Source organism: Prauserella sp. PE36, assembly GCF_003311655.1.
Classification (GTDB): Bacteria; Actinomycetota; Actinomycetes; order Mycobacteriales; family Pseudonocardiaceae; genus Prauserella_A; species Prauserella_A endophytica.
This window is the reverse complement of sequence record NZ_QEQT01000041.1, coordinates 155,605-181,616: the sequence shown is the minus strand read 5'-3', so window position 1 is coordinate 181,616 and position 26,012 is coordinate 155,605. Positions and strand designations below refer to the sequence as shown.

Here is a 26,012-nt window from a genome sequence, read left to right as displayed (position 1 = left end):
GAGAAGCGCCTCCCCTCACGTGATCAGGACTGGCTGGTCTGCAGCAGTTCGCGGGCGCGTTCGGCGTGCGCGGGGTCGACCAGCACCTCGTAGCGGTCGGCGATCAGCTGGCTGGCCGAGAGGAAGTCCCGGCGGCCACCGGAGAGCGCGTGCCAGATCAGGGCCGCCACGGCGCCGACCACCGCGCCCCACAGCAGCGCCCACAAGATCACCGCGAACCACGCGACCGCGTTGGTGGTGAACAGCGCCAGGAACACGCCGAACAGCAGCCCGATCCACAGCCCGTTGAGGGCGCCCAGCCCGGCTGCCTTCGGATATGTCAGCCGGCCCAGCACGTCTTCCACCAGGCGCAGGCCCACGCCGCTGATGGTGGTGTGCTCGACCGGGAAACCCTTGTCGGACAACGAGTCCACCGCGCGTTCCGCGTCGGCGTAGTTGTCGAACCCCGCCACGACCTCCCGGTTACGGGAGCTGGTCACCTGAGCCAATCGAGCCATTGCTTCCGCCTCCCTGCTGTTGTGAACTCGCCTTCGATGGGTCTCTCCGCCCCACGAGCGCTACTACACGCATGCCGCGCGTAGCGGGAGAGAAATCACCGGCCAACCACCCGCATACCCGCCGCGGCTCGCACCAACCGGGCTTGCGGTCACCGCCGCGGACAGGTCGACGGGGTCGCCCTGTCGGCTGGTGCGGATGCTGCACCTAGCGGGATGCCACGGGACTGCGGTGCCGGTGTCGGTCGCCGTGCCTGCTGCGCGCCGTGCGGCTGGGGTTGCTGCCGTGCGCCGCACCGCCGGGATGGAGCACCCGCTCACCAGGCAGTCGGCGTGGCGCGCGGTGCGCACCGTCCGGTGTGGGCCAGGGCGCGGTGGGAGCGCTGGTCCGGGGCGGTCGATGCGGGGCCGGCACCAGCTGGGCGTCGGCGAGCAGGTCGAGCTGGTTCAACGTCGCCGCGACGTGCCCGGCTGCCTCGGTGATCACCACCGGAACCCTGAGCACGTCACGGAGCAGGCGCAGCAGCAGCCCGAAGCCGGTGAAGTCCAGGCGTCGGACCCGGTGCAGGTCGATCACGACCTGCCGGGCGCCGCCGGTGCGCAGCCGGGCCAGCCACCGCGGCAGGTGCCGGGCCAGGCGCTCGGCCTGCTCCGCGCTCGGACGCAGAATCCATACGCCGTCGCCGGAGTCGGCCAGCACGCGCCCGGCGGGCACCCCGCTGGCACTGGTCCCACGGTCACGCGTGCACGCCTGCGGCATGAGCCGGTTCGTGCCGGTGCGCGCTGGCCGGGCGCCGTGCCCGGTGCTCGGCGCGGGCGTCGATACGAACGTCGGTGCACTCGCCATCCCGAACACCACCTCCCATCCTGGCGTCCGCGAGCAGAGCGGGATGAGTTGGCCGTCGTTCACCCAACAAGACGTGCACGACTCCATCCCGTGTTCCCGACACCACCCGTGTTTGTGACTCAGATCACATAAATCTTGAGTCGGATAGGCTCAACTTCGGGAACAAGAGGTGGCTCATGTTCGTCGTGGTGGATGTCCGGCCGCCGGGGCGACAGGTTCTGGCGGACGCGGTAACGACACGTGATCGAGTTGTGGAGGTGAGAGCCATGACGCTGCCTGCTGTGCGATCGTCGAGCTCGCTGCGGCACTGGGACCCGTTCCGGGAGTTCGAGGACCTCTACAGTCAGATGGGCCGCTGGATGGACTCGGTGGCCGGTCGCCTCGACGAGGGCGTGCGGGCCTGGTCGCCGCTGGCCGACGTGACTGAGACCGAGGACGCCTACCTGGTCGAGGTCGAGCTGCCCGGGATCAAGCGCGACGACATCACCATCGACGTGGTCGGCACCGAGCTGGCCATCAACGGTGAGGTCAAGGAGAAGGAGCGGCAGGGCTGGTTTAGGCACCGCACCCGCCGCACCGGCCAGTTCGCCTACCGGGTGACCCTGCCGCAGGACGTGAACGCCGACAAGATCGAGGCCACCCTCGACGAGGGCGTGCTGACCGTCCGTGTGCCCAAGACCGAGGCGGCCAAGCCGCGCCGCATCGCGATCAGCGGCAAGTGACCATCCCCAGGCAGTCCACCGGCAATGCCCGCGCCACCTGCCCCGCCTAGCACAGCCGCGGGTCGGTGGCGCGGGCGTTGCTGTGGCTGTGAGAAACCGGGCTGCTAGCTCGTCGCGGCTCCCGCGGTGGTGGCGTCAAGCCGGAACTTGGTCAGGGCGCTGTCGAAGGTGTCCTGTTCGTGGGCGGAGACCAGCATCTCGGCGACGTCCCGGAGTTTGGTGTTGGTGTTCTGCGAGGCTCCCTTGAGCAAGTGGAACCCGCCTTGGGCGTCGCAGCCGAAGTGGCGCATCAGCAGGCCCTGGGCCTGTCCGATCGTCTGCCGGGTCTCCAGCGCCACCTTGAGGTGGTCCACCAGGCGGCGGCTGTCGTGGAACAGTTGCGCGTTGTCGAACACCACGCCGGCGTGCACCGTCAGCAGCAGCGCGACGTCGTGGACGGTCTCGTCGAATCGGTGCGGCTCGTCGGAGAACACCGTCAGCACCGCCGACCCGCCCGATCCGCCGCAGCGGCGGGTCGGCACCGGCAACACCAGGACACTGCGATAGCCGTGCTCGGCCAGACGCGCGCTGAACCGCGGCCACCGCTGATCGGTGTGCGTGTCGTCCACCCGGCGAGGTTCGCGATACCGCAACGCTTCCACGAGCGGGCCGTCACCGGTCAGCATGTCCTGCGTGGGCGCCGCTGCACCCGGCGTCGCGCAGGCCGCCACCACGTCCGCTTGCTCGGCCCGCGCGCCGGTCATGGTGACGGTGACCGCCGCGCAGCCCGGCACGGTGCGCAGCACCCGCTCGGCAAAGCGTCCCAGCGCGCCCGTCACGTCGTCGTCCTCGACCAGCCGCGACACCTCGGCCAGCTCCTGGGAGATGGTCAGCAGCTCGGTTTCGCCGGTCATGCGCACAAACCCCTTTGTCGCGGCAACGGCCACGGTCGCGCGGACTCAACCCCGGCCTGCCGCGGGAGCGCCGGAGGCGACCTTCATCGCATCCGATGCTGCGCTGCTGAACACCGACCGTCGATGACCGTACCGAAGTATCGAGGTCGCCCCCGACGACCCCAAGTCTTGGCACCGCCCGCGCCGACCGCAACCCTGTCCAGCGCGCCGCCTCCCCGACAGTGCTTCGCCCTCTGGAAACCGGGCAGCGCCGTCACTAGCATGTCGGTCAGCTCGCGGTTGTGCAGTCAGCCGGGACGTGCTGCAAACCCACTCAGGTGGAGCAGGACAACCAGGCCCATCCGCACCTGCGACGGCTCGCGCACCGCACGACTTCGGCGCGGGCCACGGCCGGCGTCCCCTCCGCCGCATCGCGAGACGGAGGTCTGGCCGTGTTCCCTGCCCACCCGCTGCCGCCGCGACGTTCCAGTCGACCTCCCTGGGGCGTGTCATGACCGACCGCCTCATTCGGCCGCCCGGCGCCGGTGAGCCCGACCACCCGGACCACGCGCACGCCAGCCACGGCACGTGTCCCGCGTTCCGGGTCGCGCTGAGCAGCCCCACACCCAGCGCGCTGCTCGCCGAGGTTCACGGCGAGCTGGATCTCCTCACCGCGCCCCAACTGCGGAGCCGACTCACCCACGCCCTAACCGGCTCCCGGCACACCGTGCTCGTCACGGACCTCACCGACGTGCGGTTCCTGGGCGCCGCTGGCATCACCGCGCTCCTGCAGGCCCGCGAGCACGCCCACCAGCGCCGGATCGCGTTCCGGGTCGTCGCCACCCACCGGCCGGTGCTCCTGCCGCTGACCCTGCTCGACCTGACCACCACGTTCGACGTCCACCCCAGCCGTGCCCAGGCCCTGGCCGCACCGTCATACCTCGCAGGCAACGGCCGCGTCCGGCGCGAACAACCACCGACCCGGACGGCGGCGAGCCAGGTTCAGAAGGCCACGGCCCCTGACACGACCAGGCGGCACGCGCAACCCGAACTCCACCAGGCGCGCGACGACACAACATCCATAGACCGTGGTGAGGGGATGCAACCTCATCGCCATCAGGCTGTCCGGCGAGTGCGAGCCCACTCCAGCGCGCAACCGACTCGCGGATCGCCTCGTCACCTGGCAGCGTTGCCGGGCACGCCGCTGGGTTGCGATGGAAACACCGCCCACGCCGTGCCTGGGCGCCGCTGGGTCAGTGAGCTGGTCGAGTGGAAGTCGGCCCAGGGAACGACACGGCACCTAGCGTGGACACCGCTCAGGTTTGCTGTGGTGAACCGTCGGGTATCTCCGGGGATGACTCTTCGCCGTGGAGAGTGTTCTCGGACGAAGGTGGTGTGGTGCCATGTCCACCCAGGCGTGGGAGACGGCAGGCAGCACCTCGACAGCGCCCGGCGTGAGCTGCGACCTCGATACGACACCGACCAAGCACGTGCGTCGGCTGGTCCGCGGCTTGGTGGCCGACCACGGCGGCGTGGTCGTCGAGGACGCCGTTCTGGTGGCCGATGAGCTGGTCAGCAACGCGCACCGACATGGTGCGCCCCGGCGCACCTGCCGCGCCACGCTGATCCATCATGGTCGGCGGCTGCGGATCGAGGTCGACGACACCGCGAGCGGGCTGCCCCGGATCCGTCCGCCGGATCACTCGGGGGGACGCGGCCTGCTGCTGGTCGACCGGCTGGCGTCGGCCTGGGGCGTGCAGCACCGCGCCGGTGGCAAGACGGTGTGGGCCGAGCTGGCCCTGGACGGCGCAGGACATAACGGTGCGTCCCGGCATCTGGCGGTGGCACGCGCGCGAGGCACCGAACCCCGTAGTGGCGGCTCGCTCACCTCGGCATCCTGGCCCGCCCTCACCGACACCTCCCACGTGCCGACGTGACCCCTCCCAGCGAGCAACCGCCGCCGGTGGAGTTGAGCATCCGCTCGCACCGAGAGGCCGACGACGGCACCCTGGTGATCGAGGTGACCGGCGAGGTCGACCTGGACACCGCGCCGCACCTGGCCGCGGCGATCATCGAGTGCCTCGATCGGGAGGCCAGCCGCGGCCCCTGCATCCTGGATCTGACCGCGGTCACGTTCCTGGACTCCGCCGGACTGACCGTGCTGCTGCAGGCCACCCGGCACGCGGGACGGCGGCACGCATCGCTGCCGGTCGTGGTCGACGCGAACCGTCCCGTCATCAGGCCCATCGAGGTCACCGGCCTCGACGACGTCCTGGCGCTCTACCACACGGTCGACGAGGCGCTGCAGGCTCCCAGACCCTAAGCCGCCCCCTGGGTTGCTGAGAGAGCGTCGGCGGCCACCGACCTCCGGCTGATGCATCCGAGCGATGCGCGGCGACCGGTGGTGCACGATCGCGCCGACCCTGGGGTGGAGCGGTCACGGTTCACTCGTTCGGGTTGAGTCCGCCGTCGGGCCGCGGCCATTGTGGTCCGCCGACCGTAGGGTGGCCGCGTGCGCGCCATCACCCGCAGCAACCAGGTCGCTGGCGGTGCGCACGGCACACCCCCACCACGGGATCACCTCATCATCGGGTGCGCGGGCGCCGAGCAGGTGCCAGGCCCGACCGTGCGCTACGCCGTGATCACACCCGAGGGCCTGTTGATGGTGCGCGAGGCGGTCGGCGACACGGGGCCAGACGAGTGGGGTGAGCCCTACCAGCACGAACTGTGGACCGCGGTACGCGACCAGGTCGATCCCGACGGCGGCGCCGTCAACGGCGTGCCGCTGGCCGGCGGGATGCGCGCCAAAGTGGCCGACGCGGCCGATCACCTGCCGCGAGTCCACCCGCCCAATCCGGTCGGCTCGGCCGTGCTGATCTCGCTGAGCTGCGCGCCGCGGGTCTGGCGCGGCAGCATCGCGATCATGGGCGAGGAGACCGACGAGGGCATCACGACCTCGCTCACCGCCGACCAGCTCGACACGCTGGCCGGGGCACACCGGCGGGCCCTCTCCTTCTACGCGCGCTGCCGTTGATCCCCGCACCGGCGCGGACTGAGCCGATGCGGAGCCGTGACTGAACGTGCCGGGCGATCAGGGTTGCGTCGCGGTGTCCAGCCGGCTGCGCAACTCGGCGATCTGGGCGTGTGCGGCGGCGAGTTCGTCTTCCAGCGCGATAATCCGGGCGCTCGCGACGATCCCGTGGCCGTCGTCGAGCAGACCCCGGATGCGCGCGGCGAGGTGCAGCTGGCGGCGGCTGTAGCGGCGGTGCCCACCACCGGAACGCTGCGGACGCACCAGCCCAGCGGTGTCCAGGCTGCGCAGGAACGCCTGCTGCACACCGAGCATCATCGCGGCCTGCCCGGTGGTGTACGCCGGATAGTCGACATCATCGAGATCGCGCAGATCAGTACTGGTCACGAGCGGGCCTCCCACGGACACCACGGGTCGACCTGACCCTCACCCGACACTCTCCGAACCACGGTACCTCCAGTGGCGCCTTGACATAATCTACAGTACTCACTATAAGAAAAGTATCGGTCAGAACCTGGTGGACACACAGCTGGGGAGTGATCGAGATGGATGGCACGAGCATCGCCCGCACGGCGGGAAGCGACCTCGCGTGGCCCCTGGAGGTCGGGCCGGCTCGCTTCGCCGACCTGATCTGCGCGGAGCCCGCGTGGGTGCGCGCGGAGTTCGACGCGATCGTCGCCGCCAACTTCGGCTCCTCCGCGACGCGGCCTCTCCCGCCGCACGACCGGCCACCAGGACCAGCGCCCACCCGTCGCCACCGCGGCGACGAGGCGTCGTCGCGCCGCGACCCGCTGTCCCACGCTGTCAGCGGTGATCTCGCGCGGACCGCGCGGCGAGTCGGAGCTCGCGAACGGTCTCCTCCGCCGCCGCTGTGCGACGCCGCGCCGACCGCGCGGACCCTCTTCCCGGATCGCAGCACCAGCGAACACGTAAGGAGGTGATAACGGCACGACCGTACCGGGGCACCATCACGTGAACCTGCCCGTGGCAGCCGGCTCTCGTCGTTGGCTGGCACACCGGTGAGCAATGCCAGCACCGCGTCTCGTGACGCACCTACCGACCCGCCACGGCCAGCACCGGTCACGGTCGTCGCTGGGGACAGCGTCCAGCCTTCCTCGATCATGTGAATCCGCGAGGCCCGCCACTGCATCGCCAGGGCGGGCTTCGGCGCGTCCGGGCACCCCCAGGTTCCCTCGCCGTCGTCGCCGAAGTTGTGGTCACGGGAACAGAAAAGCTGAGCGGACCGTTAGCAAGAATGAGCGGCGGGGATGCAGCCCCGTCCGATCGGAACTGACCTGATCGACAACCTGATGGTGTGGAAGGAGACTGTGACATGTTGATGCGTACCGACCCGTTCCGCGAGCTCGACCGGCTGACCCAGCAGTTCTTCGGCGCCAACGGAACCGCGGCCCGTCCCGCGGCGATGCCGATGGACGCCTACCGCACCGGGGACGAGTACGTGGTCGCATTCGACCTGCCCGGCGTCAGCCCGGACTCGATCGAGGTGAACGTCGAGCAGAACGTGCTGACCGTCAAGGCCGAACGCCCCGGCCAGACCAAGGAGCACGTGGAGTACCAGGTCGCCGAGCGGCCCCGCGGCGTGTTCAGCCGGCAGCTGTTCCTGGGCGAGGCTCTGGACGCCGAGCACATCCAGGCCGGCTATGAGGCCGGTGTGCTGACGCTGCGAATCCCGGTGGCTGAGAAGGCCAAGCCCCGCAAGATCGCCATCAGCGCCGGCAGCGACCGCAAGCAGGTCAACGCCTGACCCGCACGCCCTCGCCGGCCCCGCCGACGCGCCCCGTCGGCGGGGTGTTTCCGGGGCCGTGCCGGGGGAAGCCGACGAGGTGCGGGAAAGGAGGGAACCGATGACCGACACCAGGCATGACGGCGCGGCGCCGATCGACGCAGCGCGGACCGAGGTCGCGCGCGTCGGCGGGACGCGGATCGACGGGGCGCTGGCCGATGCCCGGCGGCGGCTCGCCGACACCGCCACCGCCCTGCGCACCGGTTTCCCTGGCGCGGCCGAGGTGTCCGCGGTCATCACCGGCACGCACGAGGTCACCACCACCCTGGCCGACCTGGTGCAGACCCTGATGGACCGCACCCCGGCCCTCGCCGAGCGGCACGGCCCGCAGGTCAGCAACGAGATCCACGCCGATCTGCGGGCACTGCACGGCTGCCTGACCACCGGCGCACTGCTGCTCGCCCCCGCCCTGGACGACCTGGCCGGTACCAACCGCGACGGGAAGACGCCGCAAGGGGAGGAATGACGATGAGCCTGGACAAGCCCTGGAACGACGTGGCCGACCAGCTGCGCCCCGCCCGACCCGACCTGGAGGACGAGTCCGGCGCGGACCCGCTCACCGAGCCGATCGACGTGGTCGAGGCCGACCCGGCCGACGTGGCCGATCAGCGGCGCGTCGTGCCGCTGCCCGACGAGCCCGCCGACGACCAGTCCTGGCCGTGATCGACGGGAGCAACGTGCGATGCCCCGTTCCCGCACTCTTTCAGGATCACCGCCCGGCGCGTCGCTGGCCGTCGCGCTGACGAGGGTGACCGAGGCCGTGCAGCACGCGGTAGGCCGCGTGACAGCCGGCCACGGGCCCGGCCCTGCCGGCCTGCGCGAGGAGACCTGGCAGCTGATCTATCTGCTCGGCGCGTTGGGTGACCTGGCCGCAGCGCTGGCACCGCAGGTCGGCGGCTATCCCGAGCGGTATCGGCTGCGTGCCGACGACGACGTCGACCCCGCCGAGCACGTCGCCCGCACCTGCCGGGAACTGGCCGCGCTGCGCCACGCGCTGGACGAGGCGGAAGGTGCCGCCCGCGAGGTCTACACCGCCGTCAGCCACCTGCACACCGTGCCCGAGAACACCGTGCCCGAGGACACCACGGGAACGGCGAGCAGGACCGACCATCCCTGACGGAGCGGATGACCATGTCACCGTCACCGGTACCCGACCCGTACGAAGTACTCGGCGTCTCGCGGGAGGCGACGCCGAGCGAGATCGCCGCGGCCTACCGGGCACTGGTGCGCCACCTGCACCCCGACGCCGCGCACGCACCCACCGATCCGGCCCGCCTGACCGAGGTGCTCGCCGCCTACGCCGAGTTGCGCGATCCACGCCGACGCGCGACCGACGACCGCGACCATCCCGCCCCGTCACCATGTCGAGAGCCCATCTCCATTCCCGTGCGGATCCACCGCCCCGGTGCGCGCAGCCAACCCGACCTGCGAGTCGGCCCCGTCCGCCGCCACCTCCACTGACCGCGCGACTGACCGCCTCCGCACCGACTTTCACCGGGTCCGCGACTTGATGCCCGGCAGGCGTGTCACCACCGGTTCCCGCAGGTCATGTGGCATCGACTGCGCTGGCGCACCGGATGCACCCCCAGGGTTCATGGGTAACGGGCGGCCTGACGGGATACCCGAGGTAGTCAGGCGTTGCGGCGCCCGGCAGCCGACGAGAGGCAATCATGGACCGCGCACGGGACGAGATGTGGCCACAGGTGCTGGACGAGGTCACCGGCGCGCTGGAAAGCCTGACTGCGGCGTTGGGCAGCGTGGACGACTTCACCGTCTTGCTGCAGCAGGTGTGCGCCCAGGTCACCAAGGCCATACCGGGCGTGGACGAAGCGACCGTGACCCTGCTCGACGATGGCAACGCCCGGACCGCGGCCACGACCAGCGACGTCGTCGCCGGCCTCGACGGTGACCAGTACGCCCTCGGACACGGACCCTGCCTCGACGCCGCGCGATCAGGCGCGCTGGTGCGCGTGTCGATCGCCCAGGCCCGTGACCGCTGGCCGGACTTCGCCCGCGACGCCACCGAGGCAGGATTCGCAAGCTTCCTGTCCGCGCCGATCGTCATCGACGACGGGCACGCCGGCGCGGTGAACTGCTACAGCACCCACGCTCACGGCTTCGCCGAACTGGACGAGAAACTGCTCGACCTCTACACCAGCGCCGTCACGGCGGCCCTGCGCGTCTACCACCGCTACCAACACGCCCGCCGCACCGCCGCGCACTTGCGGACCGCGCTGGAGAGCCGGGCGGTGATCGACCAGGCCAAAGGCATCCTCATGGCGGTCAGGCGGATCGACGCCGACCAGGCATTCACCCTGCTGGTCGAGCAATCCCAGCGCGACAACATCAAGCTGCGTGACCTCGCCACCCGGTTCGTCGCGCACGTCACCAGCGCGTGATCCCCGACGAGGCGGTGATCGTCGTCAGCCAGCACTCCGGTTGTCCACCGACCGCTTCGGCGAGCAGCTGCTGGGTGGTGCGCAGCGCGGCAGCCAGTCGCGTGCGCCGGTCCCTCCAAGTCGTCGACGCGACGCTGGGTAGATCTCCACCCCACCTATGCTCTCGCACTCACCGCACAACCCACCCCGCATGTCTGACCACCGCCTGGCCACCTGTCCACGCAGGCGCACACCGTCACACCTGCCCAGGCTCGGCAGGACAGCAAGTGCGCGCCGCCGGTCAACCGTGCGGCCCTGCCAAATCAGGACGGTCCGCGGTGCTGATGTGCTCTTGCGTCTGATTCCCGAGTCGACAGGCCGTTCCAGCACTGCCGTCACACCATCCTTGAACTGCACCTTCATACTTCAATCCATTTAGCAATAGATCGACGCGTGAACTACATCACATAGGGAACATAGGTCAGGAGTAGTGCGTTGCTAGGGATGTCAGCGACGTGATGGTGCTGACGCGACGCGGTTGTCCGCGACGCGAGCACACGGACACGACGAAGGGAAGGAGGAGAACGCCATGCTGATGCGTACTGATCCGTTCCAGGCGCTGGACCGGTTGAGCCAGCAGTGGTTCGGCAGTGGTTTCGGCGGCGGCCTGTCGCGGTCGGCGGTCATGCCGATGGATGCCTACCGCTCCGGCGATGAGTTCGTGGTGCACTTCGACCTGCCCGGCGTGAGCCCAGAGTCCATCGATGTCGATGTGCAGAACAATGTGCTGACGGTCAAGGCGCAGCGCACCACGGTCATCGACGAGAACGGCGAGAAGGTCGAGACGATCATCAGTGAGCGGCCGACCGGCACGTTCAGCCGGCAGCTGTTCCTGGGTGACACCCTCGACACCGGCAACATCCAGGCCAGCTACGACGCCGGGGTCCTGACCCTGCGCATCCCGGTCGCCGAGGAGGCCAAGCCGCGCAAGATCGCCATCACCAGCGGCACCGGGGAACGCCAGGCGATCAACGCCTGACCCCTGGTCGCCGCTCCGCGGTGATAATTCGGCGCTCACCTCAGTGCACGTGGTGACGCGGTCATCGACGCCTGGGCGCCCCTGACCCTTTCCGGCGGCCTGGGCGCGAGCCGCCCGGCGTCCTGTCGACGCGGCAGCACGGGTGAAGTGCCGACCGTCCCGTCTCTTACGAGCCGGTCGTCGTGCGCGGTATTTGGCCGCGCACGACGACTGGCTCTGTTCTGTTGGTGGGGAACATCGGGAAGCGGTGGGAGGAGAGATCCACGATGGGCACGAATATCGGGCCGTACGTGGTGGCGGCGGGACTGGTGCTCGCCGTTGTCGGCGTGCTCGCGTGGACCGGTGGGCTGTCGTGGTTCGATCGTCTCCCGGGCGACATCCGCCTCATCGGCGAGAACGTCCGCGTCTACATGCCACTCACGTCCATGCTGTTGGTGTCCGTCGTGCTGTCTCTGGCCATGACGCTGCTTCGCCGATGAGGCTCGCGCCGACCGGCGCCGCGCCACCCGAATCTTTGTCAGGGAGGTGAGGATCATGATTCCCGCTCGTGGCTGGGATCGGCTGCACGAACTGGAGCAGCGGTTCGCCGACCTCGGTGACCGTCTGGACGCGGACTCCCCGGTGACCGAGGCACTGTCGGTGCTGCACGCGATCACCCAGGAAATCGTGCAGCACGTCCCCGTGACGGGGGAGACACAGGCCGTGGGGCACCAGGCGCCCGACGGCATCACCACGCAGGGCGTGACGCTGGAAGACGTCGCGAACTTGCACCGCAGCGCGCCCCCGATGCAGGGCGCCCGCGAGTCCACTGGCCTGGCGGTAGGCACCCGAGCACCCGATTTCACGTTGCCAGACGCGAAGAACCGGCCGGTGAGCCTCGCCGATTTCCGCGGGCACCCGGTCCTGCTCGTGTTCTACCCGCTGGACTGGAGCCATGGGTGCAGTCGACAGTTGGAGCTCTACCAGCAGGAGCTGCCGGAGTTCGCCAGCCGGGGTGTGACCGTGCTTGGCATCTCCGCGGACTCCCTCTACAGCCACGGCGCCTGGGCGGCCGTGCGCGGCATCACCTTCCCGCTGCTCGCGGACTTCCACCCCAAGGGTGAGGTCGCCCGCCGCTACCAGGTCTGGCGCGAGTCCGACGGGTTCAGCGAACGCGCGCTCTACCTCGTCGACGCCGACGGGGTCATCCGCTACGCGCACGTCTCGCCACAGGTGGACCACATCCCGGACATCTACGAACTGTTCGACGCGCTCGACCAGGTCGCCCAGCAACCCGCGTCGCGCGAACCCCACGACCTGACGAACCTGTGACCTGTCGAGGAGGTGACGACAATGACGATCCCGATGGTCGCCCCGATCAACCGCGCCGCCCGCACCGTCGGCACGGTCGCGCCCGCCGCGGTCGTCGTGTACGGAAACCGCTGGTGTGGCATCACCCAGATGGTGCGCCGCCTGCTGGACCGCGCCGGCGTGCCCTACCAGTACGTCGACCTGGACCTCAACCCCCAAGCCAGGCAACGACTGCGCTGGCTGGCCGGCGGAGACATCCGCAACCCCGTCGTCTACATCGGCGGCCAGTGGCTGGAACAACCCACCATCCAGGAGCTGCAATGGGCACTGACACGACACGGACTGCTGTAACCGGGGCGATCACACCGTGCCCTCGGTGCGGGCGCCGCAACCGGACTCCGGTTGCGGCAGCCGGCCATCCCCGCTGCGGGGCGTGCAAGACCGACCTGCCCTGGCTGGTCGACGCCGACGACACCAACTTCGAACCCGCCGTCCAGCACGGCACACTGCCCGTCCTCGTGGACATCTGGGCGCCCTGGTGCGGCCCCTGCCGCACGATGGCCCCGGTCATCGATCAACTCGCCCGCGACCAGGCCGGACGGCTCAAAGTCGTCAAGGTCAACGCCGACCACGCGCCCCGCACCGCCCAGCGACTCCAGGTCCGCGGTATCCCCACCCTCATCCTGATGAGCAACGGCACCGAACGCGGCCGGATGGTCGGCGCTCAACCCGCGCACGCCCTCCAGAACTGGCTCACTCAACAGGGGGCCATCGCCGGGACAGGAGGACCAAAATGATCTCGACCACCGGCGACGAGGTGATCGACCTCGAAGAACAGGGCTGGCAGGCCCTGTCGTCCACCCCAGAGACGGCGCGACGGTTCTACGAGCACATCCTCGACCACACCGCGGTCATGCTCCTACCCGGTGGCCTCGTGCTAGACAACCGGACGGCGATCCTGGACTCGCTGTCCGGCCCACCCTGGTCCGCCTACCAGCTGCGCGACCCACAAGTGCTCCACCCCACCAACGACACCGCGATCGTGACCTACGAAGCGACCGCCCACCGAGACGACGCACCCACCTACACCGCCCTGACGAGCAGCGTCTACGTGCGCCGCACCGACGGCTGGAAGCTGACCTTCCACCAGCAGACACCCCGATAGCACCCGCAGGAGGCAGCGCGTGCCGACAGCGTTCCCAGGCAACAGCGGGCACACCGGCCGCTGAGCTGGGTCCTCCGGCTCAGTTCAGCGGCCCGATGCTGCCCGCATCGACCAACTCCCGCACATCGGCCGGCAATGCCTCGCACACCTTGTCGACCACGCCGCCGGTCGTGGCTTCGCGGAACACCTCGAACACCACCCGTGCCCGGTACACCGCCGCCGGCTCGTCGGCGCGGTCCCGCTGGACGACTCGCATGACGAACTCGCCACGGTCGAACCGCACGCCGCTGCCCGCGCCGCCCATCGTGACCGTGCGCCGCAGGTGCTCGCTAATCTCCTGTGGCAGCTGCACCGCATCCCGCGACACCCAGAACACGCCAACCCGCCACGCCACCATCCCTCCCGAAGTGGATCAACACCCACCTTCAATAGGGAACTGCGGTGGCGCGGCCAGGGACGCAGCGTCGCCTTCACCTACACCGATGGCCGTCTGGTGTCCGATTCGCTCCACCTGTGCGGCTTCGTGTACCTGGTCGGCGACGACGAGGGCGAACTCAGCGGCGCGATCACCACCGACGAACTGGTCACGCTCCACTGGGACCGCGATCAGGCCGTGGACCTCGATGCGCTGCGTGGGGTGCTCGACCAGCCGCGTGTCACCGCCTGGTCCGGAACGACGCTCGGCAGGAACGAGTCGCATGACGGGCTCTGGCTCCGCCTGACCGTGACCGACCCTCGCGTGTGCCGGATCAAGGTTCACGCCGACGTCCCACCCGAGGTGTGCGACCCCGTAAGGGGATGGTGGCGCATGGCGCTGGTCGACGGCGACACGCTGGTCTACCTCACTGCCCGGCGACTGGAATCCGGCGACGAGGTGTGCTGGGAACTGGGCGCGATCGGTCATGGCCCGGCCGCCGCCGAGGTAACCGAGTACCTCTGCGAGGAGATCCGATCCTGGGCGCCCGAACGGAACCGGCACACGCCATCGCTCATCGTCTATCCGGCTGGTACTCCGGACAGCGAACTGGCCGGCTCCGCCATCGACAAGACCCACAGCAGGTTCGTCCTCACCTACGGCGACCTGACCAGGGTGACCTAACGCTGGCCTCAGCTGTGACCGGCGCTTCAGTTGGCCCAATTGAGCGCGGCTGTTGGCCAGTCGGAGCTCAAGCCGGGCTGGGTGCTCCGGGCTGCAACGTCCGCGCGGGAGCCAAACACGTGAACTCCCAGCTGACAGCACCAGCGCGTACCCTGCATCCGTGGATCAGATCACCGTTGACACGGCCGCCGTCGTTGTTCTCGCGGAGGGCTCATCGACGAGCGAGATATCTAACAGGCGCGGTCACCTCTTCGAGATGTTTATCGCAAAGCTTCTTGCGACGCAGGGATACGGCGATCCCCACCCTGAAAATCTAAACTTCACCAGCGAAGGTATCGAGCTGGACGTCCAGGCCCGTCACACCGTTACCAACGAGCAGCTGATTTGTGAGTGCAAAGCCTACAGCTCCAATGTGCGGGTCCCCTTGTTGACATCCTTTCTAGGGAAGTTCGCTCTAGCCCGAGCCGATGATGACCGGATTCACGGACTCTTCATTGCGCTCCCTCGTTTGACTCCCGAAGCGAAGGAGAAAGCCGACGCAGCTCAAGCAAAGTTGCCCGGCTTTCGATACCTCGGCTCTTATGAGATTTGCCAACTACTGCAGGCGGCAAATGTTCTGCCAAGTTGGGACGAAGGGCCAGAGATTCGATCAGACCCGACCGTCATCGTTACCGAGCATGGCGTCGTCCTGGCCGCCTGTGAACTTGACTCTCAAACTCGCCGAGCGTCCAGGTGGGTGACATGGACGCGGACGCAAGATGTTCCGGCTCCTGTTGTTCGCCTAATCGAGCGACATCTATCAAAGGGCCTTCCGGTTGTTCGCGCAGGCCATGAAGCGGGAGCGGTGCCGATTCGCGTCCCATCCTTGCCCAAAATTGTCGAGGTCCAGGGCAGCACGTCTGATTTCGAGTACCAACTTCCAGCGGCACCCGAATTCTTCATCGGCCGGAAAATCCTCGCGCAGTCGCTACTTGAAAAGCTCAGGGATCGCGACACGGCTGGTTCAATAGTAATTAATGCCAAATCCGGCTGGGGTAAGAGTTCGCTAGTTCTGCATCTGCAGAAGGGGATCGAGAAGGCAGGCGGCGTCGGCATCGTTATCGACTCAAGAACGGCGGAGCGATCCGAATTCGTTCCCGCCGCAATGGAACGCATTATTCGGAAGGCGGTCGAGAGAAAGGTTCTTGAGTTGCCGCCCCAGGCTGCGTTCAGCAGTCTGCAGAGCATCGTGGAGACTCTCAAGCGTGCCACCTGGACATCTCCCGCCCGGCCAATCTTTCTCGCTTTTGATCAATTTGAGAATGTTTTTCGAGACTCGGATCTTACCCGAGAGTTCCGCGATCTCGCATTTCTGATCCGCGAAATAAATGCGCCGTTGACGATCAGCTTTTCCTGGAAGACTGACGTGGTTGCATGGACCGAGGGGTACCCATTTGGGCTGCGAAATGATATACGTGACGCATCCCTAGTTTCCATCCTTGAACCGTTCGGGCCACGCGAGGTCGAGGCCCTTCTGCGACGACTTGAGAAGTCGCTCGGCAGTAAGCTCAATCGCGATCTGCGACAAAGGCTTCGCGAGTACAATTCACAGGGCCTCCCGTGGCTCTTCAAGAAGTTCGGCGCCCATATACTCGCCGAGGTTGATCGCGGCGTCACGCAAGACGATCTCGCTAAGCAGGCACTGAACGCCCGCGGCCTGTTCGAAAGTGACCTTGCCCGGTTGAGCCCAAGTGAGCAAGCCGTTCTCCGAACCGTTGCTCAGGCGGCACCAGTCGCGATATCCGATCTTGACTACGATGTGGCCACTGGCGCCGTTCTGGATAGCCTGCTTCATCAACGTTTGGTAGTGCAGGTCGGTCATACTATCGACGTCTACTGGGATACCTTCCGTGACTATCTTAATAACGGCAGCGTGGCGATCGAGGACTCATACGTCGTCCGCTACGCCCCTCTCGGGGCCGGCCGCCTGTTGCGCGTGGTTGTTGCCGAAGGTGGTAGCGTTTCAGTCCCAGATGCAGCTGCGAGGTTGGATACGACAGCAACAGTTGTCTTTAACTACTCTCGTGAGCTTCGGCAATTCGGCGTGCTGAGTGCAGAGTCGAACCGCGTCACGCTTGAGCCGGACCTGCTCGATTCCCCCGATAGGGAAGAAGCTATTAGGGCGCGCGTTTCTCAGGCACTGCGTAGACATAAGATGTACAAGCTTGCTGCCGATATGCTCACCCGCGAGGACATCGTCTCAATTCCACAGTTTGCAGCTGTTCTTGCTGCCGAATTCAGGGCCGTGGCGGCGAAAAGTGATAGTTGGGTTACATATGCTCGCTCTTTCTGTCAATGGATGGAATATGCCGGTCTAGTGCGGCTTCTAGCAAACGGCATGACAAGGATGACGGAAAGCGATAGCGAACCCCTTGGTCGACTCTTGAGCGGAGCAGTACCTGTCCGGGTGCGGAGCCCTTTCCCTGGCGCAAACCCTGGGCCCGCCCTGCAGCTCCTGCTGCATCTCTCTGATCCAGCCGGGCACACCCGCCCTTCCAAGAACGGATTTGCGACCGCAGTCCGCGACCTAACCGCACTCGGCTTGGTGGATACCGATGAGGGCGAGCGTATCGTTCTGTCGGGCAACAGCGTGTTTTCGCACGGCGCGGTGGAGCCGGGACGACTCCGCGAGATCGTAGAACGGCAGCGGGGCATGCGCGAGGCGTTTGCTGCGCTGGAGTCAAATCCCGGCCTTTCTCCACTATCGCTTGGCATTGCACACAGGGACGCACTCGGCGCCGAATGGGCAGAATCGACGATGCTTTCGGCTGGAAAGTTTATTCGTGCATGGGCCAGAGCGTGCGGAATCTCTACACAGCTACGCACGACTGACCGACAAGACTGATCGCTTCTTGGCCGAACCCGACCATGAGCATCACGTTAAGTAGCCGCGAAGCGCGCTCACGGCTACGGTCGCCACAAGTGATCGAGTCCTGGCCGACAGCTGAGCACCGGACTGGCCAACTGACGCGCTCTCTCACACCAATCGCCGTTAGGTCGAGGCTCGGCCTGCTCGCTGTTCGGGCTGCGTCGACGTGGTCAACCGGGAAGCGGACAAACCGGCGGTCGCCGCGGACACGGATGTCAGTGAGTTGGGCGGCCGAAGGGCCCTCGCTGTCGCGCGGTGTCTGCACGTGACGTAGGAGTAGGAGCATGGTGACCGCGGTTGTGTTCGACGTGGGCGAGACGTTGCTGGACGACTCGCGGGAGTGGGGTGCGTGGGCCGACTGGATCGGCGTCTCGCGCCATACCTTCTCGACAGTGCTGGGCGCGGTCACCGCCGCTGGCCGGGACAATGCCGAGACGTTCCAGTACTTCAAGCCGGGCTTCGACCTTGCACGGGAACGACGGCTGCGCGAGGAGGCCGGCCAGGGTGAGCACATCGAGGACAGCGACCTTTACAGCGATGTGCGGCCCGGCCTGGTCGCGCTGCGAGAACGCGGCTTGTGGGTCGGGGTGGCCGGGAACCAGACCGCTCGCGCAGCCGAGCTGTTGCGTGCACTGGAGCTGCCGGTGGACCGGATCGCGACCTCGGGCGAATGGGGTGTCGCCAAGCCGTCGCCCGAGTTCTTCGCCCGCGTGGCGGAGATGGTGCCCGACGAACCGGGCGAGACGGTATACGTGGGTGACCACCGGGACAACGACGTAGTTGCCGCGAAGGCAGCTGGGTTCCGCACGGCACTGATCCGGCGGGGCCCGTGGGGCTATCTGTGGGCTGACGACCCGTTGGTCCGTCGCGACGCGGATTGGGTGATCGACTCCCTTCACGACCTGCCGGATCTGCTATCCCCGCGCTGAGCGGCTGTGGCAGGCGGATCAGCGAGCACGGGCCCAAGCGGCGAGGTCGAGCAAGCCGGCGCTGGGCGCGCTGTGGGTGCGCAGGAGGGACGAGAGGGACTGGCGGACCTGCGGGTGGGTGCGGGTGTGCTCGGGCGCGGCCTGGCGGGCCGCCTGAAGGCACAGGTGAGCGTCTTCGTGGCGACCGAGGGTGAGCTGGGCGCGGGCCAGATCGATGAAGTAGTGGGAACGACGCTCGGCGGGAAGTTCGTCGGGCGGGCGCCAGGACGCCGCGCGTTCGATACCCAATGGATCTCGAAGTTCGACCGCGACCGCGAGTTCGTGGATGCGCAGCGAGGCCGGGCCGAACGCGGTGCCCACGTAGATGCCCTCGGGCACACTGCCCGCGGCGCGGCGAGCCTCACGCAGGTGGTCGGCGGCGAGGTCGGCCTTGCCCGCCCGACCAGCCACGACTGCCGCGCGCATGTGCAGGGCACCGAACGCGGCCAAGGAGGAGGTCGTGCCGAGATCGGGCACGTGGTCAGCGGCGAGTTCGAGAGCGCGGGCGGCGGTATCCAGGTCGCCGGTGGCGAAGAAGGTTTCGGTTCGCACGTATGCAACGGCGGCCAGCAGCAGCGGGTCCTCGGCGATCTGGGCGGCCGAGCGCATCAGGTCGATCAGCCGGGCTGACAGATCCAGGTAGCCGAACTTGAACGCCACGCCGTCAGCAGCCCGCAACGCCAAGGTCAGCAGGGCGGCGGCGTGGCGCTGGCCTGCAGCGTCGCCCAGTTGACCGGCACGGGCGAGTTCGGCGATGAGGTCGGGCAGGCGGCGGGCGAGGTTGCCGTAGCGGGACTGCAGCCGGTCGTCGCTGGCGCGGATGATCTCGCCGTGCAGGTCGTCCGGAGACCTGGTTGGTCCGTCGTCGGGCAGGTCCAGTCGGTCAAGCGCGCGGCGCAGGCGCGGGATGGCGGCGTGGATGACGTCGGCATCGGGTGCCGGTGCGTCCTCGTGAACGGTCCGCTCGGCAGGGAGCGTCACCAGGCTCGACGAAGGTGAGATCAGGACCGTGGTGATGTCGGCAGCAGGTTGCCGAAGGCTACGTCGTAGCAGGTCGTCGAGTACGTCGAGCGAGATCTGCAGGGCGGTGGCGAGGCCGCGCCGCTGCCAAGGCTGAGGTGACTGGACCCCACGTTCCCAACGTCCGATGGTGGTCCGTTCGACCTTCAGGGTGACGGCGAGGGACTCCTGGGTATAACCAGCGGCCTCGCGGGCAGCTGCGAGCGGGGTGAGAGGCCGTGCTGCCATCGCGTCGTCCCTCCTGCCAGACCCTCCATAGCGCACAGTACTCGCCGGTTTTCGCAGCGTAGGGAAGGTGTCGCCTCATCGCTGCCTCATGGCCGCTCCGTTCTCGACCACGGCTGACGATCCGGCTGACCGCCAAACGCAGTTGCCCGCCCATCTGGGTGAAGCCCCTCGCTCCAGCAGACCACTAGCGCCCTGGTCAGCGCCTGGGCCGCCCCGTTGACGCCTCGTTCTCGCCGCACGGCCGCTCTGGTGATCGGCAAGGGCGGCGTCGTTGACTGGGATTCGGCCTGCGGTGGGCGACCTCCGACCGCCCATCGCAGGCCATACCGGTCTCGGCCACTCCTCTCGGTACGGAAAGTGAGCTTGTTGCAGTGGATATGCGCGAGGTGCAACCAGCACGCTCACCCGCGCCGGTTGACCAGTCGAGCCTGGTGCCCCGCTGATGTCGCACAAGATCACCATCGAGCACTCGTTCGCGTCCGGGCATCGCTTACCGCACCTGGGCGGCAAATGTGTAAGCCTGCACGGCCACTCCTGGTCGGTCGCGGTGACAGTGAGCGCCGCGGAGCTAAGCCCCGAGGTGACCGTCGTGGAGTTCGGCGCGCTGAAGGTCGGGGTACGGCGCTGGATCGACGAGCACCTCGACCACGCCACGATGCTCGGCGTCCGCGATCGGCTGATCGCGCCGCTGGTCGCCGAAGGCAACCGGGTGTTCCGCTTCGGGGCCGAGCAACCGGCCGACCATGCCGAAGAATTCGGATACGGGCTGCCGTGGCCCACGGTGGAGGCAGTGGCGGTACTGCTGGGCCGAGTCGCCGAGAGCACGCTGATCGGACTTGCACGCGCCGACGGTGCGCGGGTCGAGCGGGTCCTGGTCCGCGAGACCCAGTTGAACACTGCCGTCTACGAACCCCGGTTGTGCGATGAGCACCACCACGTTGGCCTCTTTGAGGCGTCACCTCGGTTATCGTCCTGTCCGTCGATCGTGAGAGCACCATGATGACCTCCACCACCACTCCAGCTCTCGGTCCGCTTGTCGGGGCATACGGCCTCGTCGGGCACGAGGAGCGTCTCCTGCTCGTCCGAGACCGGGACGCCAGCGCCTTCCGGCTACCCGGCGGTCGAGTACAACCAGGTGAATCCGTTGAGGACGCCCTGCGGCGCTCCGTGCGGGAACAGACCGACGTCGACCTCGCCTACCTCGACTTCTGTGCCACCGTGGAACTGCGCGATCACACCTCACCGAACGGGCCTGCCCTCTACGAACTGGCCCTGCTGTTCGACGTGACTCTCGCTGGCCCCGAAGCCGCCCGGTCCAGCGAACACGAACTGCGGTGGCTCACCCAAGCGGACCTCCACCAAGTCGAGCTGCGCCCCGCGGTCATCGCGGAACGACTGCGAAGCGACGCGCTGACTGTCGAACACCCGTGGTGGCCGCACTACTCCTGACCCTCACCGTCCACGGCCCGGTCCATTTGGCGCAGCTACGTGAGCCGGGCGCGCCCGAAGAACCGAAGGAACCATGCTGTCGGCACCCGACCTCACCGCTGCCCTGCCCGCGGCACAGGCCGCGATCGATCTTGCGGTCGAGCATGTCCTCAGCCACCGTCCTCGCTCGATCCGGTACAAGGGCGACCGCGACCCTGTGTCCGAAGTGGACGAGGACGTCGAACACGTGGTCCGCCAACGGTTGATTGCCGATGGACGCACCGAAATCGGGTTCCTCGGAGAGGAAACCGGCTCGGTTGGCAACCAGGAGACGTACTGGGTTCTCGATCCCATCGACGGCACGATCAACCACCACCACGGCAGTCCCTTGTGCGCGATCGCGCTCGGGCTCGTGCACAACCACCGCCCCATCCTCGGCGTCACAGCGCTTCCCTTTCTCGGACACCGCTACTGGGCGACCGACGGGCAGGGCGCTTACCGCGACGGAGAACCAATCGCCGCCTCGGGCACTGAGTCGCTCGATCGAGCCCTGATCGGGTTCAGCGACTATGGCAGCGGCCAGGACACTGCGCTACGAGACGTGCTCTGCTCCACTGTGGACCGGGAACTCACGGCACGAGCACAAGGGCTTCGCCGTTACGGCTCGTCCGCACTTGACCTCGTCTGGGTCGCCGACGGCACCCTTGATGCCTGCGTCCTGCTCGGCAACCGGACGTGGGACACCGCGGCCGGGGCCGTCATCGCCCGAGAGGCCGGAGCCCTCGTCCTGGATGCCGACGCCAGCCCACACACCACTCGTTCCCGGTGCGCGATTGCCACCACGCCAGGACTTCGCGAGGAGTTGCTGCCCTTCCTGCACGTCCTGCGTGGCACCCGTTTTTGGCCCGATGGCGACCGACACGAACCCGTCATGAGTCCGACCAGTTTGCCGCAGAGCAGTGAACCACAGTGAGGAGCCGGACACGAAGGCGGACGCGATGGTGATCCTGCCGAGTCCTCGCTGCTCGCCGGAAACCCCCGAACTGCCGTTCGATGCTGTCCACGGTAAAGCCGCGTGCCGCCATGCCGACAACGGACCACTCACCGAGTACCTCCCCAGCCTTGGACAACTGCCCGCCACGGGGCCGTCCGCGGTTCCGCTCGACCTCGACGAGGAACGAGCCGCCGCGCGGCGGGCCGCGCTGGAGGGACCGCGGCCCGACGACGAGCACCTGGCGCTTCTCGACCGCGTGCTGCAAGCACTGCGCCGCCTGTGACCAGCGCCGCCGCGACCTTGGCTGGAGTCCGTTTCATGCACCCGGCAACCGATGGCCTCAAGATTCCCGACCCGATCCCGGACGCTTCGATCTTCCAGCCCGCGCCGTGGGTCGCTCCGTCTTCCGAGCAGCTTCCCTTCCTCCGCCGGCGGCTTCACGAGCACTACGCCAACATCGCGGCCGAGGGCGCCCAGCAAGGACGTACAGGCCAGGTCGCCCGAGCCGCCGCGGCGGAGAGCGAGGGCCGGGAAGTGCGTCGATACGCCCGCGATGAAGCCGACCGCCTCCAGAACGCGAGCCTGACGTGGGTCGACCACGAGGCGATCGAGATGGCCGTGACCTACTCGTCCACCCCGTCCACCGAACCCGCCCGCTCGGACCGAATGCCCAGCATGACCGGCTTCATGCTGTTCGAGAGCTGCATCGGCGGCGCCCTCTATGACGCCGCGCGTGCGCAAGACCTGCCAGGCTCAGGATGGATACCAGCCCCCTGGCTCTACGACGTCTCCGGTTACGTCGAGGCCCCAATCGTCGCCATTAGCTGGTCACACCTGCCACCGCCGCACGAGGACCGGGTCCAACTGTCGTTCTACACCCCAAATCGGCCGCCCCACTGGACCGGCCTGCCCCCGGACACGTTCGTCGCCCAGTGGGCAGCGACAAAGACCCGCTACAGCGCGGGCTACTTCGCCGACCATGTCCGCTCGGTCTCGGCCCGGATGAGCCCGATGCCGGTACTCGCTACCTTCACCGCGACCCTTCAATTCGGTGAACTGCTCCCCGAACCCGACGCGAACCACTGCGCCGGGTGGGTCCAGACCGTCTACGGCCTATGGCAATTGCTCGACCACAAAGTCAAGAAACCGCTGACCCAGACCGATGTGATTGCAGCTCCGCGATCAGTGACCCGAGGCGACGCCCGAGCCGGCATCATCGCGACGAGCGCCGTGAACGTCGTCCGGGTACACCCGCGGTTCAGGACTGAAGACCTGCCTCCCCACGACGGAGACGACAACGCCGACCACGACACGTCGGACGAAAGCCGCAGCTCGCCTCACTATCGCCACCGGTACTGGCGCGGCCCGTATCGCGCAAACATGTGTATGAACACCTGGGGGCATAGCGAAGGAAACTGCGAACACAAAGAGGTGTCCGTGGGTCGGCATTTGTGTCGTCTGCCACGGCCGTGGGACCACCACGTGGCCAGTCATGGGACCACCGACAGCGGTGCAGAACTGGAACAGGTTATCGCGATGGCGATTGGCGGACGCTGTGTTCCCGGATGGCCGGTCAGCGGCTATGAGCGGACGTTCAGGCGGCCCGGAATCTGGCTGCTGATCTTGATAGTGCGGGCCAGCGGCCGAACTTCACCTGTGAACACAGTCAGTGCTGGGCGGCAGCAGCAACCGCGGTGGATTCTCAGACCGTGCGGCGCTCTTGCCGGTCGAGTTCGGCCAGCGTGCGTAGCGGATTCACGATCAGATCGAACAGACAGCTCGTCCGACGAGCCCATTGCATCGGGTTGTTGCCCTCGTCGAACGCAGCGGCGGACGCGAACTGGTCCTGGAGGTTCACCGGCAGCTTGCCGGCCAGAGCCGCACCGAGCTCGCGACGCAGGAGAGCTTGCGGAGACGACGGCCGAATGAATCGACTAAGCCTGTCGGTGGCCGGGACAGGGGTGTCGGAGGTGCCATCGAGAGCCGTGGCGGCTTCTCGCACCCAATCGTCGTCGCAGGCGTCAGGGAGCGGTACGGCGACCTGCTGGACGCTGGCGATCGCGCTCCGTCCCAGGGCGAGTGAGAGTCCGCCGGGGTCCTCGTGATAGTTGAGGTAGCGGGCGACGTCCACGCCTGGAGGGCAGACCTCGTCGAGAACTACGTCACCCATGAAGTCGCTGGGGTCTATGAGCCAGCCCTCCCGCACAACGACGGACGGCACCAGAAGAACGCGGTACAGGTAGAACTGGCTGCCGCGGTCAGCTTGGTCGCGCATCCGCCTCAGCATGTTGTGGACCGCGGACTCGTATGTGCCGACATGGAGGGCTTTCCCGCGCTGGCGCGCGGCCCACGCGGCGACCCGCTTCGCGCCGCCCATCACTCTTCGTGTCTCGGGCGTGAGATCGGCCGCCGGGTCGAAGTCCCTCGTCGGCCAGTCCGGCACCGTGGTCGTGTGGTACCAGGCGAACTGTGCGATCTTGTCGGCGTCGAGCGCAAGATCGTCGGGATTGACCGTCACCCGGGGAGCGTTTTCGTGTTCGCACGTCGTTCCGCACCCAGGGCACACCTCTCTACCTTGCTCCCAGCGGTCGATCCAATCGAGTCCGACCAGCCACTCGTGGGCGCAGATCCCGCACAGCATGCGGCGGTCGCGCGAGAAATCGATCGGCCGTTCCATGGCTCCATTATCCGGAGGGAGGTCGATGGCGGCGGATCGAGCCGTTGTTACCGCAGGTGCAGCGCTGGCGTCCGTGTCGGGTCGGGCCACTCTCGGCCGTCTCATCGCCGACCCATCCATAGAGACACTGCCGTGTTGATCGCGTCGCTCAGTGGCCTGTGCCAGCGGCATCAAGGTCACTGCGCAAACAATCGGAATCGGTCATCCACCGTTCGACCGCACATCGGCATTACAGGACATTCGGTCGCCATCGCCATGATCGCTCCGCGACGCAGATCTGGAACACGTTTCTCTCGGTAGATTACCGCTGTCGCTGGTCCCATGACTGGCAACGTGGTTGTCCCACGACGGTGGCAGACGACAATTTGCGCGGGCCGGTCGGCGCGCCATTCCGCGAGCGTGTCACGGAACTGCGCGGCTCACCGGCTCGTAACTCCGGCACCGGCCAGCCCAAGCCGTAGACCGCGACCTGCACGTCGATGATGAGGCGAGGCGCCCTCGGGCTCGATACGTCGCATGCTCCGAGGTAGTCGGCTCGAAACATCAGATCAGAGCTGGCCTGCCTGTTACGCCTTCTCGGCCGGCGGTCATGGCTCGAATCGGAAACCGTAGGTTCGGTCGCCGATGGGCACGCGACCGTAAGGCGATCGGCGCTGCAGGAGGATGCCCGCCAGCGCCTGGTCGACGAGGTCTTCAAGATCGACGATGCTGCGTCGTTCCAAGAGCATGACGTAGTGCGTTGCGTGGGGGCTTTCCCTTGGGAGGTTGCCAGTCGGAGTCTTCATTGATGCGGAGGCAATGTTCGACGCCGTGTCGCGGGCACCTCCAGACGGCGGGTATCTCGGCGTCTGTCGAGAACGGCACAGTGAACTCGTGTCCTCTTCGGCACGCGAAGCGGACTTGAATCCGCGGCGCCGGCCGCGCATCGCGATCCGGTTCGCCAGTGGGCGTTCCCAGGCGGTAGCCCCGCAAGACGCGTCTGGGCATCATGATCTCCGCTCGCGTATCGGATGGCTGGTGTCGCGAGCCGTTCTCGTGCCCGCTGTCG

Annotated in this window: 32 protein-coding genes and 1 pseudogene; 25 read left to right on the top strand and 8 right to left on the bottom strand. The window is 67.6% G+C overall.

What is annotated here, in order from left to right; all coding sequences use genetic code 11:
* Positions 1–23 precede the first annotated feature (23 nt).
* Positions 24–497: a general stress protein gene (locus tag DI005_RS07440; protein WP_110341276.1), complete on the bottom strand. Its 474-nt coding sequence runs from the start codon at positions 495–497 to the stop codon at positions 24–26.
* A gap of 205 nt (positions 498–702) precedes the next feature.
* Positions 703–1,341 carry an STAS domain-containing protein gene (locus DI005_RS07435; RefSeq protein ID WP_158559783.1) on the bottom strand — a complete coding sequence of 213 codons (639 nt, stop codon included), beginning with the start codon at positions 1,339–1,341 and terminating at the stop codon, positions 703–705.
* 266 nt (positions 1,342–1,607) lie between these two features.
* Between DI005_RS07435 and DI005_RS07430 the strand changes: the two genes are divergently transcribed.
* On the top strand, positions 1,608–2,063 hold the full coding sequence (locus tag DI005_RS07430) for an Hsp20/alpha crystallin family protein (RefSeq protein WP_110341272.1): 456 nt from the start codon (positions 1,608–1,610) through the stop codon (positions 2,061–2,063).
* Between the two features lie 104 nt (positions 2,064–2,167).
* Here DI005_RS07430 and DI005_RS07425 read toward each other — a convergent pair whose 3' ends face one another.
* Entirely contained in the window at positions 2,168–2,989 is an 822-nt protein-coding gene (locus DI005_RS07425) for a GAF and ANTAR domain-containing protein (RefSeq protein ID WP_110341270.1), read from the bottom strand.
* A gap of 457 nt (positions 2,990–3,446) precedes the next feature.
* Between DI005_RS07425 and DI005_RS39660 the strand changes: the two genes are divergently transcribed.
* From DI005_RS39660 to DI005_RS07405, 4 genes are all read left to right on the top strand, one after another.
* Positions 3,447–4,502 (top strand): STAS domain-containing protein, encoded by a 1,056-nt coding sequence (locus DI005_RS39660; protein WP_110341268.1) that lies wholly within the window; start codon positions 3,447–3,449, stop codon positions 4,500–4,502.
* Entirely contained in the window at positions 4,390–4,872 is a 483-nt protein-coding gene (locus DI005_RS07415; RefSeq protein ID WP_369973562.1) for an ATP-binding protein, read from the top strand. Before DI005_RS39660 ends, DI005_RS07415 begins: the two co-directional genes overlap by 113 nt.
* Positions 4,869–5,258 carry an STAS domain-containing protein gene (locus DI005_RS07410; RefSeq protein ID WP_158559782.1) on the top strand — a complete coding sequence of 130 codons (390 nt, stop codon included), beginning with the start codon at positions 4,869–4,871 and terminating at the stop codon, positions 5,256–5,258. The genes DI005_RS07415 and DI005_RS07410 overlap by 4 nt, the downstream gene beginning before the upstream one ends.
* 189 nt (positions 5,259–5,447) lie before the next feature.
* Positions 5,448–5,969, top strand: coding sequence for a hypothetical protein (locus tag DI005_RS07405; RefSeq protein WP_098085288.1), 522 nt, complete (start codon positions 5,448–5,450; stop codon positions 5,967–5,969).
* Positions 5,970–6,026: 57 nt separating this feature from the next.
* On the opposite strand, the gene DI005_RS07400 is transcribed toward DI005_RS07405, so the two are convergent.
* Complete coding sequence (locus DI005_RS07400; protein WP_098087040.1) at positions 6,027–6,353, bottom strand: MerR family transcriptional regulator; 327 nt, start codon at positions 6,351–6,353, stop codon at positions 6,027–6,029.
* Positions 6,354–6,511: 158 nt separating this feature from the next.
* Between DI005_RS07400 and DI005_RS07395 the strand changes: the two genes are divergently transcribed.
* The 13 genes from DI005_RS07395 to DI005_RS07335 all read left to right on the top strand — a co-directional run bounded on the left by DI005_RS07395 (position 6,512) and on the right by DI005_RS07335 (position 13,642).
* The gene (locus DI005_RS07395) at positions 6,512–6,907 is read left to right on the top strand and encodes a hypothetical protein (protein WP_143271349.1); all 396 of its coding nucleotides are present in this window, start codon (positions 6,512–6,514) and stop codon (positions 6,905–6,907) included.
* Positions 6,908–7,299: 392 nt separating this feature from the next.
* Complete coding sequence (locus DI005_RS07390; protein ID WP_098085284.1) at positions 7,300–7,731, top strand: Hsp20/alpha crystallin family protein; 432 nt, start codon at positions 7,300–7,302, stop codon at positions 7,729–7,731.
* A gap of 100 nt (positions 7,732–7,831) precedes the next feature.
* A complete protein-coding gene (locus DI005_RS07385; protein WP_098085281.1) occupies positions 7,832–8,236 on the top strand; it encodes a hypothetical protein in 405 nt (134 codons plus the stop codon).
* 2 nt (positions 8,237–8,238) lie between these two features.
* On the top strand, positions 8,239–8,433 hold the full coding sequence (locus DI005_RS07380; RefSeq protein WP_098085278.1) for a hypothetical protein: 195 nt from the start codon (positions 8,239–8,241) through the stop codon (positions 8,431–8,433).
* A 19-nt stretch (positions 8,434–8,452) separates the two neighbouring features.
* Positions 8,453–8,887: a hypothetical protein gene (locus DI005_RS07375; protein WP_146770616.1), complete on the top strand. Its 435-nt coding sequence runs from the start codon at positions 8,453–8,455 to the stop codon at positions 8,885–8,887.
* 14 nt (positions 8,888–8,901) lie between these two features.
* Complete coding sequence (locus DI005_RS07370) at positions 8,902–9,231, top strand: J domain-containing protein (protein WP_098087039.1); 330 nt, start codon at positions 8,902–8,904, stop codon at positions 9,229–9,231.
* 209 nt (positions 9,232–9,440) lie between these two features.
* Positions 9,441–10,169 (top strand): GAF and ANTAR domain-containing protein, encoded by a 729-nt coding sequence (locus DI005_RS07365; protein ID WP_098085274.1) that lies wholly within the window; start codon positions 9,441–9,443, stop codon positions 10,167–10,169.
* Between the two features lie 568 nt (positions 10,170–10,737).
* Positions 10,738–11,187: an Hsp20/alpha crystallin family protein gene (locus tag DI005_RS07360; RefSeq protein WP_098085272.1), complete on the top strand. Its 450-nt coding sequence runs from the start codon at positions 10,738–10,740 to the stop codon at positions 11,185–11,187.
* 266 nt (positions 11,188–11,453) lie between these two features.
* Positions 11,454–11,666 carry a DUF2905 domain-containing protein gene (locus DI005_RS07355; RefSeq protein ID WP_098087038.1) on the top strand — a complete coding sequence of 71 codons (213 nt, stop codon included), beginning with the start codon at positions 11,454–11,456 and terminating at the stop codon, positions 11,664–11,666.
* Positions 11,667–11,721: 55 nt separating this feature from the next.
* Positions 11,722–12,498, top strand: a complete 777-nt coding sequence (locus DI005_RS07350; protein ID WP_098085268.1) for a redoxin domain-containing protein — start codon at positions 11,722–11,724, stop codon at positions 12,496–12,498.
* 21 nt (positions 12,499–12,519) lie between these two features.
* A complete protein-coding gene (locus DI005_RS07345) occupies positions 12,520–12,828 on the top strand; it encodes a glutaredoxin (RefSeq protein ID WP_098085266.1) in 309 nt (102 codons plus the stop codon).
* Positions 12,798–13,274 (top strand): thioredoxin, encoded by a 477-nt coding sequence (trxA, locus tag DI005_RS07340; RefSeq protein ID WP_098085263.1) that lies wholly within the window; start codon positions 12,798–12,800, stop codon positions 13,272–13,274. Before DI005_RS07345 ends, trxA begins: the two co-directional genes overlap by 31 nt.
* On the top strand, positions 13,271–13,642 hold the full coding sequence (locus DI005_RS07335) for a nuclear transport factor 2 family protein (protein ID WP_098085261.1): 372 nt from the start codon (positions 13,271–13,273) through the stop codon (positions 13,640–13,642). The genes trxA and DI005_RS07335 overlap by 4 nt, the downstream gene beginning before the upstream one ends.
* Before the next feature lie 79 nt (positions 13,643–13,721).
* Here the strand turns inward: DI005_RS07335 and DI005_RS07330 are convergent, their stop codons facing one another.
* Complete coding sequence (locus DI005_RS07330; RefSeq protein ID WP_009151846.1) at positions 13,722–14,036, bottom strand: DUF2267 domain-containing protein; 315 nt, start codon at positions 14,034–14,036, stop codon at positions 13,722–13,724.
* Between the two features lie 99 nt (positions 14,037–14,135).
* Here DI005_RS07330 and DI005_RS07325 point away from each other — a divergent pair, with 99 nt between their 5' ends.
* The 3 genes from DI005_RS07325 (at position 14,136) to DI005_RS07315 (ending at position 18,578) form a co-directional block, all read left to right on the top strand.
* Complete coding sequence (locus tag DI005_RS07325; protein WP_098085258.1) at positions 14,136–14,741, top strand: hypothetical protein; 606 nt, start codon at positions 14,136–14,138, stop codon at positions 14,739–14,741.
* 160 nt (positions 14,742–14,901) lie between these two features.
* Positions 14,902–17,625 (top strand): restriction endonuclease, encoded by a 2,724-nt coding sequence (locus DI005_RS07320; protein ID WP_098085255.1) that lies wholly within the window; start codon positions 14,902–14,904, stop codon positions 17,623–17,625.
* A gap of 308 nt (positions 17,626–17,933) precedes the next feature.
* The gene (locus DI005_RS07315) at positions 17,934–18,578 is read left to right on the top strand and encodes an HAD family hydrolase (protein WP_110341264.1); all 645 of its coding nucleotides are present in this window, start codon (positions 17,934–17,936) and stop codon (positions 18,576–18,578) included.
* 18 nt (positions 18,579–18,596) lie between these two features.
* On the opposite strand, the gene DI005_RS07310 is transcribed toward DI005_RS07315, so the two are convergent.
* Positions 18,597–19,865 carry a helix-turn-helix transcriptional regulator gene (locus DI005_RS07310; RefSeq protein WP_110341262.1) on the bottom strand — a complete coding sequence of 423 codons (1,269 nt, stop codon included), beginning with the start codon at positions 19,863–19,865 and terminating at the stop codon, positions 18,597–18,599.
* Positions 19,866–20,307: 442 nt separating this feature from the next.
* Between DI005_RS07310 and DI005_RS07305 the strand changes: the two genes are divergently transcribed.
* From DI005_RS07305 to DI005_RS07290, 4 genes are all read left to right on the top strand, one after another.
* On the top strand, positions 20,308–20,865 hold the full coding sequence (locus DI005_RS07305) for a 6-carboxytetrahydropterin synthase (protein ID WP_112276357.1): 558 nt from the start codon (positions 20,308–20,310) through the stop codon (positions 20,863–20,865).
* Complete coding sequence (locus tag DI005_RS07300) at positions 20,862–21,314, top strand: NUDIX domain-containing protein (protein WP_098085249.1); 453 nt, start codon at positions 20,862–20,864, stop codon at positions 21,312–21,314. The genes DI005_RS07305 and DI005_RS07300 overlap by 4 nt, the downstream gene beginning before the upstream one ends.
* 73 nt (positions 21,315–21,387) lie before the next feature.
* Positions 21,388–22,266 (top strand): inositol monophosphatase family protein, encoded by an 879-nt coding sequence (locus DI005_RS07295; protein ID WP_098085246.1) that lies wholly within the window; start codon positions 21,388–21,390, stop codon positions 22,264–22,266.
* 25 nt (positions 22,267–22,291) lie between these two features.
* On the top strand, positions 22,292–22,570 hold the full coding sequence (locus tag DI005_RS07290) for a hypothetical protein (RefSeq protein WP_127516253.1): 279 nt from the start codon (positions 22,292–22,294) through the stop codon (positions 22,568–22,570).
* 1,419 nt (positions 22,571–23,989) lie between these two features.
* Here DI005_RS07290 and DI005_RS07285 read toward each other — a convergent pair.
* Both DI005_RS07285 and DI005_RS07280 read right to left on the bottom strand, forming a co-directional pair.
* Positions 23,990–24,964 carry a hypothetical protein gene (locus DI005_RS07285; protein WP_098085241.1) on the bottom strand — a complete coding sequence of 325 codons (975 nt, stop codon included), beginning with the start codon at positions 24,962–24,964 and terminating at the stop codon, positions 23,990–23,992.
* A gap of 587 nt (positions 24,965–25,551) precedes the next feature.
* Positions 25,552–25,951 (bottom strand): annotated as a pseudogene (locus tag DI005_RS07280) (RNA polymerase-binding protein RbpA).
* Positions 25,952–26,012 lie beyond the last annotated feature (61 nt).

Excerpts from the sequence above, each read along its gene's own strand:
- DI005_RS07370 (WP_098087039.1), top strand. The coding sequence starts at position 8,902 with ATGTCACCGTCACCGGTACCCGACCCGTACGAAGTACTCGGCGTCTCG.
- DI005_RS07440 (WP_110341276.1), bottom strand. The coding sequence starts at position 497 with ATGGCTCGATTGGCTCAGGTGACCAGCTCCCGTAACCGGGAGGTCGTG.
- DI005_RS07380 (WP_098085278.1), top strand. The coding sequence starts at position 8,239 with ATGAGCCTGGACAAGCCCTGGAACGACGTGGCCGACCAGCTGCGCCCC.
- DI005_RS07355 (WP_098087038.1), top strand. The coding sequence starts at position 11,454 with ATGGGCACGAATATCGGGCCGTACGTGGTGGCGGCGGGACTGGTGCTC.
- DI005_RS07285 (WP_098085241.1), bottom strand. The coding sequence starts at position 24,964 with ATGGAACGGCCGATCGATTTCTCGCGCGACCGCCGCATGCTGTGCGGG.
- DI005_RS07360 (WP_098085272.1), top strand. The coding sequence starts at position 10,738 with ATGCTGATGCGTACTGATCCGTTCCAGGCGCTGGACCGGTTGAGCCAG.
- DI005_RS39660 (WP_110341268.1), top strand. The coding sequence starts at position 3,447 with ATGACCGACCGCCTCATTCGGCCGCCCGGCGCCGGTGAGCCCGACCAC.
- DI005_RS07310 (WP_110341262.1), bottom strand. The coding sequence starts at position 19,865 with ATGGCAGCACGGCCTCTCACCCCGCTCGCAGCTGCCCGCGAGGCCGCT.
- DI005_RS07350 (WP_098085268.1), top strand. The coding sequence starts at position 11,722 with ATGATTCCCGCTCGTGGCTGGGATCGGCTGCACGAACTGGAGCAGCGG.
- DI005_RS07395 (WP_143271349.1), top strand. The coding sequence starts at position 6,512 with ATGGATGGCACGAGCATCGCCCGCACGGCGGGAAGCGACCTCGCGTGG.
- DI005_RS07295 (WP_098085246.1), top strand. The coding sequence starts at position 21,388 with ATGCTGTCGGCACCCGACCTCACCGCTGCCCTGCCCGCGGCACAGGCC.
- DI005_RS07375 (WP_146770616.1), top strand. The coding sequence starts at position 8,453 with ATGCCCCGTTCCCGCACTCTTTCAGGATCACCGCCCGGCGCGTCGCTG.
- DI005_RS07430 (WP_110341272.1), top strand. The coding sequence starts at position 1,608 with ATGACGCTGCCTGCTGTGCGATCGTCGAGCTCGCTGCGGCACTGGGAC.
- DI005_RS07290 (WP_127516253.1), top strand. The coding sequence starts at position 22,292 with ATGGTGATCCTGCCGAGTCCTCGCTGCTCGCCGGAAACCCCCGAACTG.
- DI005_RS07345 (WP_098085266.1), top strand. The coding sequence starts at position 12,520 with ATGACGATCCCGATGGTCGCCCCGATCAACCGCGCCGCCCGCACCGTC.
- DI005_RS07300 (WP_098085249.1), top strand. The coding sequence starts at position 20,862 with ATGATGACCTCCACCACCACTCCAGCTCTCGGTCCGCTTGTCGGGGCA.
- DI005_RS07315 (WP_110341264.1), top strand. The coding sequence starts at position 17,934 with ATGGTGACCGCGGTTGTGTTCGACGTGGGCGAGACGTTGCTGGACGAC.
- DI005_RS07365 (WP_098085274.1), top strand. The coding sequence starts at position 9,441 with ATGGACCGCGCACGGGACGAGATGTGGCCACAGGTGCTGGACGAGGTC.
- DI005_RS07390 (WP_098085284.1), top strand. The coding sequence starts at position 7,300 with ATGTTGATGCGTACCGACCCGTTCCGCGAGCTCGACCGGCTGACCCAG.
- DI005_RS07435 (WP_158559783.1), bottom strand. The coding sequence starts at position 1,341 with ATGGCGAGTGCACCGACGTTCGTATCGACGCCCGCGCCGAGCACCGGG.
- DI005_RS07305 (WP_112276357.1), top strand. The coding sequence starts at position 20,308 with ATGTCGCACAAGATCACCATCGAGCACTCGTTCGCGTCCGGGCATCGC.
- DI005_RS07385 (WP_098085281.1), top strand. The coding sequence starts at position 7,832 with ATGACCGACACCAGGCATGACGGCGCGGCGCCGATCGACGCAGCGCGG.
- DI005_RS07335 (WP_098085261.1), top strand. The coding sequence starts at position 13,271 with ATGATCTCGACCACCGGCGACGAGGTGATCGACCTCGAAGAACAGGGC.
- trxA (WP_098085263.1), top strand. The coding sequence starts at position 12,798 with ATGGGCACTGACACGACACGGACTGCTGTAACCGGGGCGATCACACCG.